Annotated in this window: 12 protein-coding genes; 2 read left to right on the top strand and 10 right to left on the bottom strand. The window is 70.3% G+C overall.

Features of this window, described 5'->3' with window-relative positions:
- Nucleotides 1-131: 131 nt before the first annotated feature.
- Complete coding sequence (locus tag ACGF5O_RS06475) at nt 132-1697, top strand: purple acid phosphatase family protein (RefSeq protein ID WP_393808769.1); 1566 nt, start codon at nt 132-134, stop codon at nt 1695-1697.
- Between the two features lie 86 nt (nt 1698-1783).
- Here the strand turns inward: ACGF5O_RS06475 and ACGF5O_RS06470 are convergent, their stop codons facing one another.
- Complete coding sequence (locus ACGF5O_RS06470) at nt 1784-2653, bottom strand: DUF4429 domain-containing protein (protein WP_393808768.1); 870 nt, start codon at nt 2651-2653, stop codon at nt 1784-1786.
- 167 nt (nt 2654-2820) lie between these two features.
- Between ACGF5O_RS06470 and ACGF5O_RS06465 the strand changes: the two genes are divergently transcribed.
- Nucleotides 2821-4395: a beta-N-acetylhexosaminidase gene (locus ACGF5O_RS06465; protein WP_393808767.1), complete on the top strand. Its 1575-nt coding sequence runs from the start codon at nt 2821-2823 to the stop codon at nt 4393-4395.
- 59 nt (nt 4396-4454) lie between these two features.
- Here the strand turns inward: ACGF5O_RS06465 and ACGF5O_RS06460 are convergent, their stop codons facing one another.
- The 9 genes from ACGF5O_RS06460 to ACGF5O_RS06420 all read right to left on the bottom strand — a co-directional run bounded on the left by ACGF5O_RS06460 (nt 4455) and on the right by ACGF5O_RS06420 (nt 15135).
- Nucleotides 4455-6224 carry an IucA/IucC family protein gene (locus ACGF5O_RS06460; protein ID WP_393808766.1) on the bottom strand — a complete coding sequence of 590 codons (1770 nt, stop codon included), beginning with the start codon at nt 6222-6224 and terminating at the stop codon, nt 4455-4457.
- Nucleotides 6221-6766 (bottom strand): GNAT family N-acetyltransferase, encoded by a 546-nt coding sequence (locus ACGF5O_RS06455; RefSeq protein ID WP_393808765.1) that lies wholly within the window; start codon nt 6764-6766, stop codon nt 6221-6223. Before ACGF5O_RS06455 ends, ACGF5O_RS06460 begins: the two co-directional genes overlap by 4 nt.
- Complete coding sequence (locus ACGF5O_RS06450; RefSeq protein WP_393808764.1) at nt 6763-8046, bottom strand: lysine N(6)-hydroxylase/L-ornithine N(5)-oxygenase family protein; 1284 nt, start codon at nt 8044-8046, stop codon at nt 6763-6765. Before ACGF5O_RS06450 ends, ACGF5O_RS06455 begins: the two co-directional genes overlap by 4 nt.
- Nucleotides 8030-9472 (bottom strand): lysine decarboxylase DesA, encoded by a 1443-nt coding sequence (gene desA / locus ACGF5O_RS06445; protein ID WP_393808763.1) that lies wholly within the window; start codon nt 9470-9472, stop codon nt 8030-8032. Before desA ends, ACGF5O_RS06450 begins: the two co-directional genes overlap by 17 nt.
- 135 nt (nt 9473-9607) lie before the next feature.
- Nucleotides 9608-10480, bottom strand: a complete 873-nt coding sequence (locus ACGF5O_RS06440) for a siderophore-interacting protein (RefSeq protein WP_393808762.1) — start codon at nt 10478-10480, stop codon at nt 9608-9610.
- A gap of 50 nt (nt 10481-10530) precedes the next feature.
- Nucleotides 10531-11577, bottom strand: coding sequence for an ABC transporter substrate-binding protein (locus tag ACGF5O_RS06435; RefSeq protein ID WP_393808761.1), 1047 nt, complete (start codon nt 11575-11577; stop codon nt 10531-10533).
- A gap of 405 nt (nt 11578-11982) precedes the next feature.
- Complete coding sequence (locus ACGF5O_RS06430) at nt 11983-12768, bottom strand: peptidoglycan-binding protein (RefSeq protein ID WP_393808760.1); 786 nt, start codon at nt 12766-12768, stop codon at nt 11983-11985.
- A 70-nt stretch (nt 12769-12838) separates the two neighbouring features.
- Nucleotides 12839-13837, bottom strand: a complete 999-nt coding sequence (locus ACGF5O_RS06425) for a helix-turn-helix domain-containing protein (RefSeq protein ID WP_393808982.1) — start codon at nt 13835-13837, stop codon at nt 12839-12841.
- Between the two features lie 137 nt (nt 13838-13974).
- Nucleotides 13975-15135 carry an acyl-CoA dehydrogenase family protein gene (locus tag ACGF5O_RS06420; RefSeq protein ID WP_362651497.1) on the bottom strand — a complete coding sequence of 387 codons (1161 nt, stop codon included), beginning with the start codon at nt 15133-15135 and terminating at the stop codon, nt 13975-13977.
- Nucleotides 15136-15139: the final 4 nt, after the last annotated feature.

The following is a 15139-nucleotide window of genomic DNA, read 5'->3' as shown; positions in this document are numbered from 1 at the left end:
AAGAATCCTGCCCGATTCCGGGCAACGGACTGTTGAATCTCTTATGGGGTGCTGTTCGCAGCCTGTCCATCCTGTGTCTTGCGCCACGTCGCTTGTGGAGACGATTTTCAGACGCCATGGACATTCCTCGTATGGGCGTACCCGATGAGCTCGCCGACCGCATGAGCATGGCCGAGCAGCACGAGTACCTCCGCGCCAAGTTCTCCCGGCGCTCCATGATCAGAGGCGGCGCCGTCACGCTCGGCACCGTCACGGGCGGCTCGCTGGTCATGGGCGGCACCGCCCAGGCCGCCGTCCCGACCCAGTCCTCCGCCCCCGCCACCCAGTACGTCGACGGCGCCTACGTCGCCCCGTTCGGCCGCCACCTGGCCTTCGGCAACGACGCCAGCACGGAGATGACGATCTCCTGGCAGGTCCCGGTCGCGGTCAAGAAGCCCTTCGTCCGCATCGGCACCCACGCCTCGCACCTCTCGGTCAAGATCGACGCCGAGATCCGCGCCCTCTACACCCCGGCCGGCATCGGCGCCAGCGGCGACCACACCCAGTACTACGTGCACGCCAAGCTCGCCAACCTCAAGCCGGGCCGCACCTACTTCTACGGCGTCGGCCACGACGGTTTCGACCCGGCCTCGCCGCAGTTCGCCGGCACCATCGGTACCTTCACCACCGCGCCCCGCAGCAAGCAGCCGTTCACCTTCACGGCCTTCGGCGACCAGGGCGTCAGCTACCACGCCCTGGCCAACGACAGCCTGATCCTCGGCCAGAACCCCAGCTTCCACCTGCACGCCGGTGACATCGCCTACGCGGACCCGGCCGGCCAGGGCAAGACCTCGGACACGGTCTTCGACTCCCGCACCTGGGACCAGTTCCTGGCCCAGACCGAGTCGGTCGCCAAGTCCGTGCCGTGGATGGTGTCGTACGGCAACCACGACATGGAGGCCTGGTACTCGCCGAACGGCTACGGCGGCGAGGAGGCCCGCTTCACCCTGCCCGACAACGGGCCGGACAAGGCGAACCTGCCGGGCGTCTACTCCTTCGTCCACGGCAACACGGCGATCATCTCGCTCGACCCGAACGACGTCTCCTTCGAGATCCCGGCGAACCTGGGCATCTCGGGCGGCACGCAGACCAAATGGTTCGAGGCGCAGCTGAAGAAGTTCCGCGCCTCGAAGGACATCGACTTCATCGTCGTGTTCTTCCACCACTGCGCCTACTGCACCTCCACGGCGCACGCCTCGGAGGGGGGCGTGCGACAGGAGTGGGTGCCGCTGTTCGAGAAGTACACGGTGGACCTGGTCATCAACGGCCACAACCACCAGTACGAGCGCACCGACGTCATCAAGGGCAACACCGTCGTCAAGAAGCTCCCGATCGGCGAGACGGCCTACTCCGAGACCGAGGGTGTCGTCTACGTCACCGCGGGCGCGGCCGGCCGCAGCCTCTACGCGTTCACCGCCCCGGACTCCTACGAGGGTCACCTGAACGAGGTCGACTCCGTCGCCTCCTTCATCAACACCAAGGACGGCAAGGTCAACGAGACCGTCACCTGGTCCCGGGTGCGCTACCTCAACTACTCCTTCCTGCGCGTCGACGTCGAGCCCGCCCCGCGCGGCCAGTACGCCAAGCTGAAGGTGTCGGGCATCGCCGAGACCGGCGACCGCATCGACCACTTCACGGTGGCCCGCAAGGCCAAGTAGGGCCCGGCGAGAGCGAGCGGTAGCAGCAGTAGCGAGCAGTAAGGCCGTGCGCCGGAGGCAGGGCGCAGGGCACCCGCAGGCGGTCCTCACAAGCGTTTGAGGACCGCCTGTTTGGCCATCGTGAACTCCTCGTCCGTGAGCACCCCCGCGCGGTGCAGCTCACCCAGCTCGCGCAGCCGGCGCAGCAACGCGTCGTGATCGGCCCCGGCCGCCGCCCTCGCCCCGGGCTCCCGCGACGCCTCCGACGCGCCGGCCGCCGCCGGATGCGGCAGCCGCGCCTGCACCGACGCCGCGACCAGGGCCATCAGCGGATCCCGCTTGAACCCCCACAGCTCGACCGCGTTCGGGTCGTACTTGGCCCGCTCCCGGACCGGGGCGCCGGCCACCCGGAACCGCAGATGGCCGTTCTCCAGGCCGGCGGACGGCTGCCACTCCACACCGAGGATGTCCGCCAGGGCGAGGGTGCGCGGACCCGCGGCGGCCTTGACGTCCTCCGTCTTCCAGTTCCACTCCAGGCGCACCCGCTCCCCGTCGAAGGAGGCCGTGCCGTCCCCGGCGGAGACCGACAGCGGCAGCGGCGGCCCCGGCAGCAGGAACTCGCCCACCGGCGTGCCCGGCACCCGCTCCAGGAGCAGCGCGTCGCGCACCTCGTCCGTGAAGTACTCGGCGACCCCGTACCGGTCCGGCTCGACGGTCAGCCGATAGGGGTCGTGGGGTTCGCCGAGGCGGCCCCCGGTGGCGTGCAGCAGCGGATCGGCGCCGTCCCGCAGCCGGAGCCGCAGCCGCCCCTGCCGGCGCCCCTGCTCGAACGAGATCCCCGCCAACGCGGCCAGCGGGACGACGAGTTCACCCAGCGCCCGGCGGAGCACCCCGACGTTCCTGTCCCGCCCGGGAGTCAGCCGCAGGGCGTCTCCGTCGAAGGCCCAGACGCCGTCCTTCTGGATGATTTCCGCCATGCGGGGATTGTTCCACCGCAAGTGCGGGAGAGTGGTCTCGACCAATCCTGGTCGGTCTCGACCCCCCACTGAAGGGAGCGCACGTGCGAACGCACCGCAGAACGACTCCCCGAACTCCGCGAACCCCCCGAACTCCCGGAGCTCCCCGGCCTCCGCGAACTCCCCGCGTGGCCCGCGCCCTTGGCGCCCTGCTGCTCGTCGCGGCGGCCGGTGCCGTCACGGCCGGTGCCGCCCCGGTGTCCCCCGCGACCGCGCCGACCCCGCTCGGCCGGATCGTCCCGGCGCCCGCCTCGGTCACGCCCGGCGGAACGCCGTACCGCATCACCCGCTCCACCGTCATCCGCGTCGGCGGCTCCCGGGAGGCCCGCCGGGTCGCCGAGTACCTCGCGGGCCTCCTGCGCCCGGCCACCGGCTACCGGCTGCCGCTCACCGGCCTCGGCGGCCCGCTGGGCATCCGGCTCGTGCTCTCGAAGGGCCCGTTCGGCGCCGAGGGCTACCGGCTCGACAGCGGCCGGCACGGCGTCACCATCACCGCTGCCGAGCCCGCCGGCCTCTTCCACGGCGTCCAGACCCTGCGCCAGCTGCTCCCGGCGGCCGTCGAGAAGCGCACCGTGCAGCCCGGCCCCTGGGCGGTCGCCGGCGGCACCGTCACCGACCGCCCCCGCTACGCCTACCGGGGCGCGATGCTCGACGTCTCCCGGCACTTCTTCACCGTGCCCCAGGTCGAGCGGTACATCGACCAGCTGGCCCTCTACAAGATCAACGAGCTGCACCTGCACCTCAGCGACGACCAGGGCTGGCGCCTCGCGATCGACTCCTGGCCGCGGCTGGCGGCCTACGGCGGCTCGACCCAGGTGGGCGGCGGCCGGGGCGGCCACTACACCAAGGCGCAGTACGAGGAGATCGTCCGGTACGCGGCCTCCCGCTACCTGGAGGTCGTCCCCGAGATCGACATGCCGGGCCACACCAACGCGGCCCTCGCCTCCTACGCGGAGCTCAACTGCGACGGCACCGCACCGCCGCTGTACACGGGCACGGAGGTCGGCTTCAGCTCGCTGTGCGTCGGCAAGCGGGTGACGTACGACTTCGTGGCCGACGTGATCCGCGAACTGGCCGCCCTCACCCCCGGCCGCTACCTCCACATCGGCGGCGACGAGGCGCACTCCACCGCCCACGCGGACTACGTCGCGTTCATGGACCGGGTGCAGCCGATCGTCGCGAAGTACGGCAAGACGGTGATCGGCTGGCACCAGCTGACCGGCGCCCACCCGGCGCCCGGGGCCCTGGCCCAGTACTGGGGCCTGGACGACACCGGCGCCGACGAGAAGGCGCAGGTCGTCGACGCCGCCCGGCACGGCACCGGGCTGATCCTGTCGCCCGCCGACCGGGTGTACCTCGACATGAAGTACACCGAGGACACCCCGCTGGGCCAGGACTGGGCCGGACTGGTCGAGGTGCGGCGGTCCTACGACTGGGACCCGGGCACCTACCTGGCCGGTGCCCCCGCCTCGGCCGTCAGGGGCGTCGAGGCGCCGCTGTGGACCGAGACCGTCGTGACGGACGCCGACATCGACTACATGGCCTTCCCGAGGCTGCCGGGAGTGGCCGAGCTGGGCTGGTCGCCGGCCGCCACCCACTCCTGGGACGCCTACCGGGTGCGGCTGGCCGCCCAGGCCCCGCGCTGGGACGCCCTCGGCATCCCCTACTACCACTCACCGCAGGTGCCCTGGCCCGCACCCTAGGGTGAAACGGCCGACGGGCTCCCCCGAGGACCGTACTCGGGGGAGCCCGCCTGCCCGGATCAGAACCCCGCGACGGGATTTTCCAGGGTTCCGACCAGCTGGAGTGCGCCCGACGGGTCCGCCAGGTCCACCATCTGCCGGTTGTCGCGCAGCTGGAGCCGGTTGAGGCAGGACAGCGCGAACTCGGGCGCGAACATGTCGTACCGGGCGAACCTGTCGGCGAGTCCGGGCACCGACTCCTGGTACGCGCGGGTGACCTCGGCGACCGTCCGCCAGAAGTCGTCCTCCGCCAGGACCCCCTCGGCCGCGAGGTTCGCGGCGAGGAAGCGGAAGAAGCAGTCGAAGACGTCCGTGAAGATCGAGAGGAGCTTCTTCTCCTCCGGGACGTCGACGCGCAGCCGCTCCACCGTCGGCGGCAGCACCGCGTCCGGGTCCATGACCGCGATCTCCTCGGCGATGTCCTTGTAGACCGCCCGCCGCACCACACCGTCCGCCAGCACCAGGATGACGTTCTCGCCGTGCGGCATGAAGACCAGGTCGTAGGCGTAGAAGCTGTGCAGGAGCGGCGTGAAGTAGGCCTGGAGATAGGCCCGCAGCCACTCCTTCGCCGGCAGACCGCTCCGCTCGATCAGCGCGGCGGCGAAGGAGGCGCCCTCGTGGTCCACGTGGAGCAGGGAGGCCATGGTCGCGAGCGACTCGCCCTCCCGCAGGGACGGCACCGGGCTCTCCCGCCAGAGCGCGGCCAGCATCTTCCGGTACGGCGAGTACCGGTCGGTGGCCTTCTCGTACTCCAGGTGCCGGTAGCCGACGGCGGCCCGCTCCCGGATGATCGACAGGCCGGTGGACTTGAGCACCGGATCGTTGTCGACGAGCTGGGCCAGCCAGTCGTTGATCGCCGGGGTGGCCTCCATGTAGGCGGCCGAAAGACCGCGCATGAAGCCCATGTTGAGGACCGACAGGGCGGTCTTCACGTAGTGCTTGCCGGGGTGGGAGTTGTTGAAGAAGGTCCGGATGGACTGCTGGGCCAGGTACTCGTCGTCGCCCTCGCCCAGGCAGACCAGGTGGCCGCGGGCGACCTCGGCGGCGAAGGTGACGGTGAGCTTGTTCCACCACTGCCAGGGGTGGACCGGGATGAGGAGGTAGTCGGCGGGGTCCAGGCCCCGGTCGCGCAGCACGCCGTCGAAGCGTTCGACGGCCGCCTCGCCCAACTCGTCCCGCACGAAGGACTCGTAGTCGATCCCGACCCCCGCCGTGAACGCGGCCCGCGACCGGTGGGCCGCCAGCCACACCAGCCGGACCGGGTTCGCGGTCTCGGGAGCGTACGACAGGTACTCGTGGACGCCGAAGCCGAGCCGCCCGTTGTTGGCGACGAAGCAGGGGTGGCCCTCGGTCATCCCCGTCTCGATGTCCTGGAACCCGGCCCGGACGAGCTCGGCGACCGGGATCTGCGGCTTGGTGAGCTTGTAGCAGGTGCCGGAGAGGGTGGAGGAGATCTCCTCCAGGTAGACCGGCAGGATCTCGTCGCTCAGGCCCAGGGACTTCTGCAGCTCGATGAAGAAGTCCAGGGCGGCGAGCGGGAGTTCGGCGCCGTCGCGGGTACGGCTGATGGAGTCCGGGTCCACCTGCCAGTGGTCCAGGGCGCGCCGGACGGCGGTGAAGCGGTAGCGGGTGAGGCCGTCGTCGCTGCGGACCACGTACGACGACCCGTCCGCCTCCGGGGTGACGAGGCGCTCGTGCGCGAACTCGGCGAGCGCCTTGCGTATGAGCAGCCGGTTGGCCTTCTCCCAGCGCTCGGGGGAGAGGTGGGCCACGGCGTCGGCGAGGGTCATACGGCGGCCACCGCCCGCTCGAACCGCTCCCGGGTGCAGAAACTCAGCAACGCTCTCTTCTCCGGCTTCTGGATCTCCCGTACGGGCACGAACCCGACGGCCTCGTTCAGCGCGTGCACGGCCGTGTTGCGCACGTCCGGCTCGACGACGATCCGGCGGGTTGCCGGGTCCTCGAAGAGGCGGGCCACCACGGCCGTGATGACGGCCTTGGTGAAGCCGTGCACGGGCGTGTCCGTGGCAGGGGTGAGGAAGTGCATCCCGACGTCGCCGGGTTCGGGCTCGTACAGCCCGGCCAGCTCCCGGTGGACCGGGTCGTAGTACTCCATGAGGAAGGCCGGCCGGCCTTCCTCGCCGAGGCCGAGCAGCGCGTGGTGGTGCTCGTCGGCCGCGATCTCCATGTACGCCCGCTCGACGTCCTCCAGCTTCGCGTCCTGCATCATCCAGTAGGCGGCCTTGGGGTGGGTGACCCAGCGGTGCACCGACTCGGCGTCCCGGAGGGGATCGAGGGCGCGGAAGGCGAAGGCCGTCGTCGTCGTGGTCATACGGCGAACTCCTGGAAGGCGATGGTCTTCTCCACCGGGTAGTACTCCGAGCCGAGCAGCTCGCGGATGATGTACGCGTTCCGGTAGGGGCCCATGCCCAGGTCGGGGCTGGTGATGCTGTGGGTGTGGACGCCGGCGTTCTGCAGGAAGACGCCCCGGCCGGTGACGTCGATCGCGTAGTTGCGGGCCACGTCGAAGTTGCCGTGCGTGTCGTAGCGCAGCCGGTCCCGGACGGGCTTCAGGAACCCGGGCTCGGCGTACCGGTAGCCGGTGGCCAGGACCAGGCCCTGGGTCTCGATCTCGTACTCCTTGCCCTGCTCCTCCTGGCGGAGCTTCAGCGTGTAGCTGCCGTTGTCGTAGTCGGCGGCTTCGAGCGAGGAGTTGGTGAGGAGTCTGGTCGGGACCGGGCCGCCGAGGTTCTTCTGGTAGAGCAGGTCGAAGATCTCGTTGATCAGGTCGCCGTCGATGCCCTTGAAGAGGCCCTTCTGTTCGGCGGTGAGCCGGTAGCGGGTCGCCTCGGGCAGGGCGTGGTAGTAGTCGATGTACTCCGGGCTGGTCATCTCCAGCGTGAGCTTGGTGTATTCGAGGGGGAAGAAGCGGGGGGAGCGGGTCACCCAGTTCAGGCGGTAGCCGTGGACGTCGATCTCGCTGAGCAGGTCCTGGTAGATCTCGGCGGCGGACTGGCCGCTGCCGACCAGCGTGATCGACTCCTTGGACTGGAGCTCCTGCTTGTGCCGCAGGTAGCGCGAGTTGTGGATGAAGTCGCCGCCCAGGCCCCGGCAGGCCTCGGGGATGTGGGGCGGGGTGCCGGTGCCGAGGACCAGGTGCCGGGCGCGGTACGTCTCACCGGCGGCCGTCGCGACGACGTAGACCTCGTCCGTGTCGTCGTACCGGACCTCGGTCACCGTCGTGTTGAAGCGGACGTTGGTGAGCCGGTGCGCGGCCCAGCGGCAGTAGTCGTCGTACTCGACCCGCAGCGGATAGAAGTTCTCGCGGATGTAGAACGGGTAGAGCCGCCCCTTCTCCTTCAGGTAGTTGAGGAAGGAGTAGGGAGACGTCGGGTCGGCGAGGGTGACCAGGTCCGACATGAACGGGGTCTGGAGGTGGGCGCCTTCCAGGAACATGCCGGCGTGCCACTCGAAGTCGGGCTTCGCGTCGAGGAAGACGCCGTCCAGTGCGGCGATCGGCTCGGTCAGGCAGGCGAGGCCGAGGTTGAAGGGCCCGAGCCCGATCCCCACGAAGTCATAGGTCCTGGCGGGGTTTTCAGGAAGCGCGGTCAAGGGACTCTCCCAGGTACTGCTCGGCGTGGCCGGCGATCAGGTCGAGGACGGCGGCGATGTCGGCCGGCGTGGTCTCGGGGTTGAGCAGGGTGAACTTCAGGTAGTGACGGCCGCCGACCTTGGTGCCCGCGACCACCGCGTCGCCGGAGGCGAACAGGGCCTTGCGGGCGTACAGGTTGGCGCGGTCGATCTCGCCCGGGTCGGTGACGGCCGCCGGGATGTAGCGGAAGACGAGGGTGGAGAGGGACGGCTCGACGACGACGTCGTAGCGCGGGTCGGCCGCGAGCAGCTTCCAGCCCTCCTCCGCCAGCGCGCAGACCTCGTCGAAGAGTTCGCCGATGCCGTCGGCGCCCATGGTGCGCAGGGTCATCCACAGCTTGAGGGCGTCGAAGCGGCGGGTGGTCTGGAGGGACTTGTCGACCTGGTTGGGGATGCGTTCGGTGACCATGCGGCGGGGGTTGAGGTAGTCCGCGTGATATGTGACATGGCACAGGGTCGAGGCGTCCCGGACCAGCACCGCGGACGAGCTCACCGGCTGGAAGAAGGACTTGTGGTAGTCCACGGTGACCGAGTCGGCGCGCTCGATGCCGGTGAGCCGGTCCCGGTGCTTCAGGGAGGCGAGCAGCCCGCAGCCGTAGGCCGCGTCGACGTGCATCCACACGCCGTACTGCTCGCACAGTTCGGCGATCTCGGGGAGCGGGTCGATGGAGCCGAAGTCGGTGGTGCCGGCGGTGGCGACGACGGCCATGGGCACCAGGCCGTCGTCCTTGCAGCGCTCCAGTTCGCGGGCGAGGGCGACGGTCTGCATGCGCTTGTCGGTGCCGACGGGCACGGAGACCACCGCGTCCTGGCCGAGGCCGAGCAGTTTCGCCGCCTTCTTCACGCTGAAGTGGCTCACCTCGGAGGCGAAGATCCGCAGGTCGGCGAGTGAGTTGGCCTTGGCCTCCTCCCTGGCGAGCAGCAGCGCCTGGAGGTTGGACTGGGTGCCGCCGGAGGTGAACACGCCGTCGGCGGCCTCGCCGAAGCCGATGCGGGCGGTGGTCCAGTCGATCAGTTTCCGCTCGATGAGGGTGCCGCCGGCCGACTGGTCCCAGGTGTCCAGGGAGGAGTTGACGGCGGAGAGCACCGCCTCGCCGAGCACCGCGGGGATGACCACGGGGCAGTTGAGGTGGGCGAGGTAGCGGGGGTGGTGGAAGTAGACGGCGTCCCGGAGGTAGACGTCCTCCAGCTCGTCCAGGACCGCGGTGGTGTCGTGCAGCGGCCGGTCGAGGTCGATGCCGTCGATCCGGGGGGAGAGGGCGTCGACGGTGACGCCGGTGAACGGACGGTCGGTGGTGGCGAGTTTGGCCGCCACCCGCTCTACTCCTTCGGTCACGGAGCGGCGGTACTGCTCCGCGGTGAGGTCATTGAGCAGGTGCGAGCGCATGAGGGGGTCCTCCGGGACGATCCGTGCGGGGGAGGGGAGCGATCGGCTCCACTTAGGTTAGCCTAACCTAAGTAACGCGGATGAAACGCTGCCCCTCCCGTGACAGCCGTCACGTCGACGGGTCGGCGGGCGTAACTACTCGCCGGCCGCCCGGAGCTGTTCCTCCGTCAGCCCCTGCCGCCAGTACCCGACGAAGGTGACCCGGCGCCGGTCGAGCCCGCGCTCCCCGACGAGGTGCCGGCGCAGCTCCTTCACCCGCCCCGACTCCCCGGCGATCCAGGCATACGGGTAGGCGTGGGAGGGGAGTTGCGCGGTCCGGATCTCCGTCGCGGCGTCGCGTCCGCCCACCAGCCAGGTGATCTCCGCGTCCGCCTCCGTCGCCACGTCCTGGACGTCCCCGGCGCACGGCACCTCCAGCCAGGCGCGCACCCGGGTCCCGGCGGGCAGCGATTCGAGGACGGCGGTCGCGGCCGGTACGGCGGTCTCGTCACCCCAGATCAGTACGAGGTCGGTGTCCGCGGGCGGCCGGAAGCGGATCGCCCGGTTGTCGGCGACCGCCGGGCCGAGCAGGACCACCCGGTCCCCGGCGCCCGCCCGCGAAGCCCAGCGGGAGGCGGGCCCGGCCGGGGTGGCGGCGCCCGGCTCGACCCCGTGCAGCACGAAGTCGATGTCGATCTCGTCGGGGTCGCGGCGCAGTTCCCGCAGCGTGTACGAGCGCATCACGGCCCGTACGTCGTCCGGGAGTTCGCGCCAGCCCTGCCACCAGCCTCCCCCACTCTCGGCTTCGCTCGAGCGGGGGGACCCCCATCCCAGTTCGATCGGCACGGCGGGCTCGGTGTGCCCCTCGGCCGGGAGGAACAGGGAGAGCGACTGGTCGCGTCCGTGGGAGTGGAAGTGCGCCAGGTCGGCGCCGGCGAAGGTGACCCGGACCAGAGACGGACCGAGCCGCCTCGTCCGTACGACCTGGAGGGAGAAGAAACGGAACGGGGCGGCTACGGCCGTCGTCATATGTGCTCCTGAGACTCAGGAATTTGTATGGGCGTGCTGCTGCTTGCGGGTCAGCTGACCTTCTTGGCCGTCTCCAGGGCCTTCGCGAGGTTCTCCACCGTCGCGACGCACTTGTCGTAGGAGAAGATCGGCTCGGGAGAGCGGGCGATGACCTGGCCGGCCTTGACCGCGGGGAGCTTCTTCCAGGTGGCCTGGGTGATGTCGGCGGGCTGGATGGTCGCCGTACGGTCGTCCATCATGATGATGTCGGCCTGGTACTTGTCGACGTTCTCCCAGCTCAGCGACTCGTACCAGCCGCCGCTCTTCTTCAGCACGGATGCCGACGGCTCGACGAAGTTCACGCCGAGGGCCTTGAAGTACTCCAGGTCCACGGAGAGGTTGGAGCCGGAGACGTAGAACAGGTCCTGAGCGGCCGAGCCGGCCAGCACCTTGATGTCGGGGTGTGCCTTGGCGGCGGCGCGCAGCCGGGAGGACGCGTCCTCGAACCGCTTCTTGGCGTCGGTGACCTTACTGGCCGTCATGTCCGCGCCGAGCGACTCCGCGAGGGCCCAGACGTGCTGGAGCGGGGTGGTCAGCTGGCGGTCGTAGGCCGAGATGCCGACGCTCGGGGCGAGCTTGGCGATCTTGTCCTTGGACTCCTCCGGGACGTACCAGAGGGTGCCGGCGCCGTCGAACATCGTGGTGATGAGGACGTCGGGGGCGAGCGCCGCGTACTTCTCGACGTTGAACTGGCCCCACTCGTTGCCGAGGATCGTCAGCTTGCTGATGTCCATGTCGCCGGCCTGGACGTCGGCCTTGCCGGCCTTGGTCCTCGTCGGGCCGAAGACGCCCTTGACGCTGATGCCGTAGTCGTACAGCGCGGCGGCGACACCCACGAACGCGACGATGTTCGCCGGGGCCTTGTCCAGCTTCACGGTCGTGCCGCGGTCGTCCTTGAACGTCCAGGGACCGGACTCGGCGGCCGTCGTCGCCTTGTCCGAGGAGCCGCTTTTCGCGTCGTCGTCACCGCAGGCCGCGAGCGCGGCGCCGAGGCCGAGGGCGCCGCCCGCGGCGAGGATGCCACGGCGGGTGGGGTGGGCTGCTCTGACGTTGGACATAGGTGTGGCTGCTTTCGGACGTGCGGGAACACCGCCGGACGGGATGGAGATTAGGTTAGCCTAACCTCAGATCTTGTCCAGGTCGGGGCCCCGCCGGGCAGCGGAGCAGGTCGAGGGCGAGTTCGAGGGCAGGGGGAAGCGGCACGGGCACGAGGCACTCCTGGCAACGGTGGCGGGAAGGGACCGTGCCTGCGTGCGCATTCGGAGAGCCGCTGCCGTGGAGCGGAACGGGCAGTGACGGAGACGTGGTTCACGCAGGCACACCGAGGAGGGCGACGCCGACCGGCGTCACCCTCGGTGTCTTCCGTCTACAGGAAGCAGTGGTGCGGGGTGCTCGTGAATGCCACGCCGTGAGTCTACGAGCTCAGAGGCGCCGAAACGCCGGCGAGCGAGCGGTCCGTACCCTCAGAAGCGGCCCGCGTTGAGCGCCCGTTGCAGTCCTTCGGTGGTCAGCTTCCCCCACTGCCCGTCCTGGGCGACCCCGACGTGCGCCTGGAGGGCCTTGATCGTCTGGGGGCCGATCTGGCCGTCCACGGGCACATGCAGGTGGCTCTGGAGAGCCTTCTTGGTGTTCGGCCCGAACTGGCCGTCCTGGGTCACGCCCAGCACCCACTGGAGCGCCTTGGTGGTCAGCGGCCCGAACCCGCCGTCCACGGTGAGCGGGCAGTACGGGTTGTGGTTCGAGGACGGCGGGGTCGGCGAGCCGCTGCCGCCGCCGGGCAACCGGAGATAGGTGAGGGGCTCGCCGCTGTGCGAGTTCGCCTCGTCCGCCAGGGTGGTGCGGATCGGGTCGGCCTCCTGGCCGTGGGACACGCACAGCGCGCCGAGGCCGTTGGCCGCGCTCTCGACGAGGACGACGACGTGCGTACCGGTGCCCGCGCCGAAGACCACGAAGTCGCCGGGCTGGGTCTCGGCGGCGGTGATGTGCTCGCAGTGGTCGAGCATCGTGCCGGTGTAGCCCTGCCCGTTGAACCCGGAGCCGTTCGGGTCACCGGCTCCGCTCCACTTCGCCATGAGCGTGGCGAAGCCCGAGCAGTCGGTGGAGAAGGGCAGCGCGTGCACGGCTATGCCGATGGGCATCGGCCGGGCCTGCGAGTAGTGGATGTCCGCGTTGTGCTGAACCCCCCAGAGACAGTTGCTCACCATCGCCTGCCGGACCTGTGCCGTCGTTGCCTGCGCGGTAGTACTCATCCTGCACTCCTGTTCGTGAACCTGTCGCTCACGGTGTCAGTGCGCAGGGGGTGACGTCGTTGGCGCAGCGTCACCCGTTCATTGACACTGCGTCCACCGCCGTACCGACCGCCGTCAGGGCCCGGCGGCGGTAGTCGCCCGGCGGCACGCCGTGCGCGGTACGGAAGGCGCGGCTGAAGTCGGCGCCGTGCCGGAAACCCCAGCGGGCGCCGACGACGTGGACCGGGTGGTGGCACAGCCGCGGGTCGGCGAGGTCGGCCCGGGCGCGCTCCAGGCGCAGGTGGCGTATCCAGGCGGCGACGGTGAGTTCGCGATGCCGGAAGAGCCGGTGCAGATAGCCGAGCGATATGTGGTGGTGGGCGGCGATCACGGCGGGCGTCAGCTCCGGGTCCGGGAGGTTGAGTTCGACGAACGCCTCGATCCGGGCGAGCAGCGCCTGGCGCCGGGTCTCCGGGGGCAGCCGGTCCTCGGCGTCGAGGTACGAGGCCAGGGTCGCGGCGGCCAGGTCGAGGGCCACCTCGCCGAGCCGCCGGACCTCGCGCTCGCCGACCTCGCGGCGCCCGACGGCCCCGGCGACGCCGACGAGGTAGCGGGCGAAGACGGCGCTCATCCCGGTGGCGCCGGACATGCCCCGCGCGAGCAGCGGGTTCAGCCGCTCCGGGCGTAACGGCAGCGCGGTCTTGGGCAGTTGCAGCATCACCATCTCCCCGCGGGCCGCGCCGGGCAGGGCGTGGGTGTCGAAGGGCTGGGAGGTGTCGTGGAGCAGCAGCTGGCCCGGGGCCAGCCGGGCCGCGTTGTCGCCCTGGGCGAAGCACAGCTCGTTGGCCATGACGACGCTGAGCCCGTACCGCTCGGGGTCCGAGCGGCGCACCAGGGCCGAGGAGCGCACGGAGCGCATCTCGGGGTAGTCCAGCGCCGTCAGCAGGACCGGGCCCAGCTCCGCCACCGTCACCACGGACCGGAAGTCGTCGGCGTGCGGGCTGCTGACCGCCGACGGCACGATGTCCTGGGCCATCTGCTCGCACCACCACGGGAACCGGTCGGCAGCAGGCAGATCCTCACTGCGCATCGTCACTATCACGTGCTGTCCTCCCCCGGAAAGTCACCGAAACAGGACAGCACAGCAGATTCAACGCACCGTCATGGAAGCCCCAAACGGGTCCTTCGCTCGTGCAACCACTGGGTCAACTCGCCCGGCCTCCCGGCTCAGCCCGCCAGCCCCAACTCCCGCGCGATCAGCATCCGCTGGACCTCGCTGGTGCCCTCGCCGATCTCCAGGATCTTGGAGTCCCGCCACATCCGGGCCACCGGGTACTCGTTCATGAAGCCGTAGCCGCCGTGCACCTGGGTGGCGTCGCGGGCGTTGTCGACGGCGACGGTGGAGGAGTAGAGCTTGGCGAGGGCCGCCTCCTTCTTGAAGGGTTCGCCCGCGACCAGGCGGCTCGCCGCGTCGCGCCAGGCCAGGCGGGCCGTGTGGGCCTTCATCTCCATGTCGGCGATCTTGAACTGGATGGCCTGGTTGGCGCCGATGGGCCTGCCGAAGGCGTGCCGCTCCTTCGCGTACTTCACCGACTCGTCCACGCAGCCCTGGGCCAGGCCGGTGGCGAGGGCCGCGATGGCGATGCGGCCCTCGTCCAGGATGCGGAGGAACTGGGCGTAGCCGCGGCCCTCCTCGCCGAGCAGGTTCGCCGCCGGGACGCGGACGTCCGCGAAGGACAGCTCGCGGGTGTCGGAGGCGTTCCAGCCGACCTTGGAGTAGGGGGCGGCGACCGTGAAGCCGGGGGTGCCGGAGGGGACGATGATCGAGGAGATCAGCGGCTTGCCGTCCGGCTTGCGGCCGGTGACCGCGGTGACCGTCACCAACCCCGTGATGTCCGTGCCCGAGTTGGTGATGAAGCACTTGCTGCCGTTGATCACCCACTCGCCGGTGGCGGGGTCGAGGCGGGCCGTGGTGCGGGTGGCGCCCGCGTCGCTGCCGCCGTCCGGCTCGGTGAGGCCGAAGGCGCCCAGGAGCTCCCCGGCGCAGAGCCTCGGCAGCCACTCCCGCTTCTGCTCCTCGGTGCCGAAGAGGTGGATCGGCATGGCGCCCAGCGACACCCCTGCCTCCAGGGTGATCGCCACCGACGAGTCGACGCGGGCCAGCTCCTCCAGGGCGATGCCGAGGGCGAGATAGTCGCCGCCCATGCCGCCGTACTCCTCGGGGAACGGCAGCCCGAACAGGCCCATGCGGCCCATCTCGCGGACGATCTCGTAGGGGAACTCGTGCCGCTCGTAGAAGTCGCCGATCTTCGGCGCCACGACGTCGTGCGCGAACTCCTCCACCGTACGGCGGAGTTCTTCCAGTTCGGGGGAGAGGCGGTGGTCCATGGTC

The sequence above is a fragment of the Streptomyces sp. NPDC048291 genome (assembly GCF_043201715.1).
Taxonomy (GTDB): Bacteria; Actinomycetota; Actinomycetes; order Streptomycetales; family Streptomycetaceae; genus Streptomyces.
The sequence above is the reverse complement of the archived record's forward strand: the minus strand, read 5'-3'. Positions and strand labels throughout refer to the sequence as shown.

Excerpts from the sequence above, each read along its gene's own strand:
- ACGF5O_RS06435 (WP_393808761.1), bottom strand. The coding sequence starts at position 11,577 with ATGTCCAACGTCAGAGCAGCCCACCCCACCCGCCGTGGCATCCTCGCC.
- ACGF5O_RS06455 (WP_393808765.1), bottom strand. The coding sequence starts at position 6,766 with ATGACCACGACGACGACGGCCTTCGCCTTCCGCGCCCTCGATCCCCTC.
- ACGF5O_RS06440 (WP_393808762.1), bottom strand. The coding sequence starts at position 10,480 with ATGACGACGGCCGTAGCCGCCCCGTTCCGTTTCTTCTCCCTCCAGGTC.
- desA (WP_393808763.1), bottom strand. The coding sequence starts at position 9,472 with ATGCGCTCGCACCTGCTCAATGACCTCACCGCGGAGCAGTACCGCCGC.
- ACGF5O_RS06460 (WP_393808766.1), bottom strand. The coding sequence starts at position 6,224 with ATGACCCTCGCCGACGCCGTGGCCCACCTCTCCCCCGAGCGCTGGGAG.
- ACGF5O_RS06470 (WP_393808768.1), bottom strand. The coding sequence starts at position 2,653 with ATGGCGGAAATCATCCAGAAGGACGGCGTCTGGGCCTTCGACGGAGAC.
- ACGF5O_RS06475 (WP_393808769.1), top strand. The coding sequence starts at position 132 with ATGGGCGTACCCGATGAGCTCGCCGACCGCATGAGCATGGCCGAGCAG.
- ACGF5O_RS06420 (WP_362651497.1), bottom strand. The coding sequence starts at position 15,135 with ATGGACCACCGCCTCTCCCCCGAACTGGAAGAACTCCGCCGTACGGTG.
- ACGF5O_RS06425 (WP_393808982.1), bottom strand. The coding sequence starts at position 13,837 with ATGCGCAGTGAGGATCTGCCTGCTGCCGACCGGTTCCCGTGGTGGTGC.
- ACGF5O_RS06430 (WP_393808760.1), bottom strand. The coding sequence starts at position 12,768 with ATGAGTACTACCGCGCAGGCAACGACGGCACAGGTCCGGCAGGCGATG.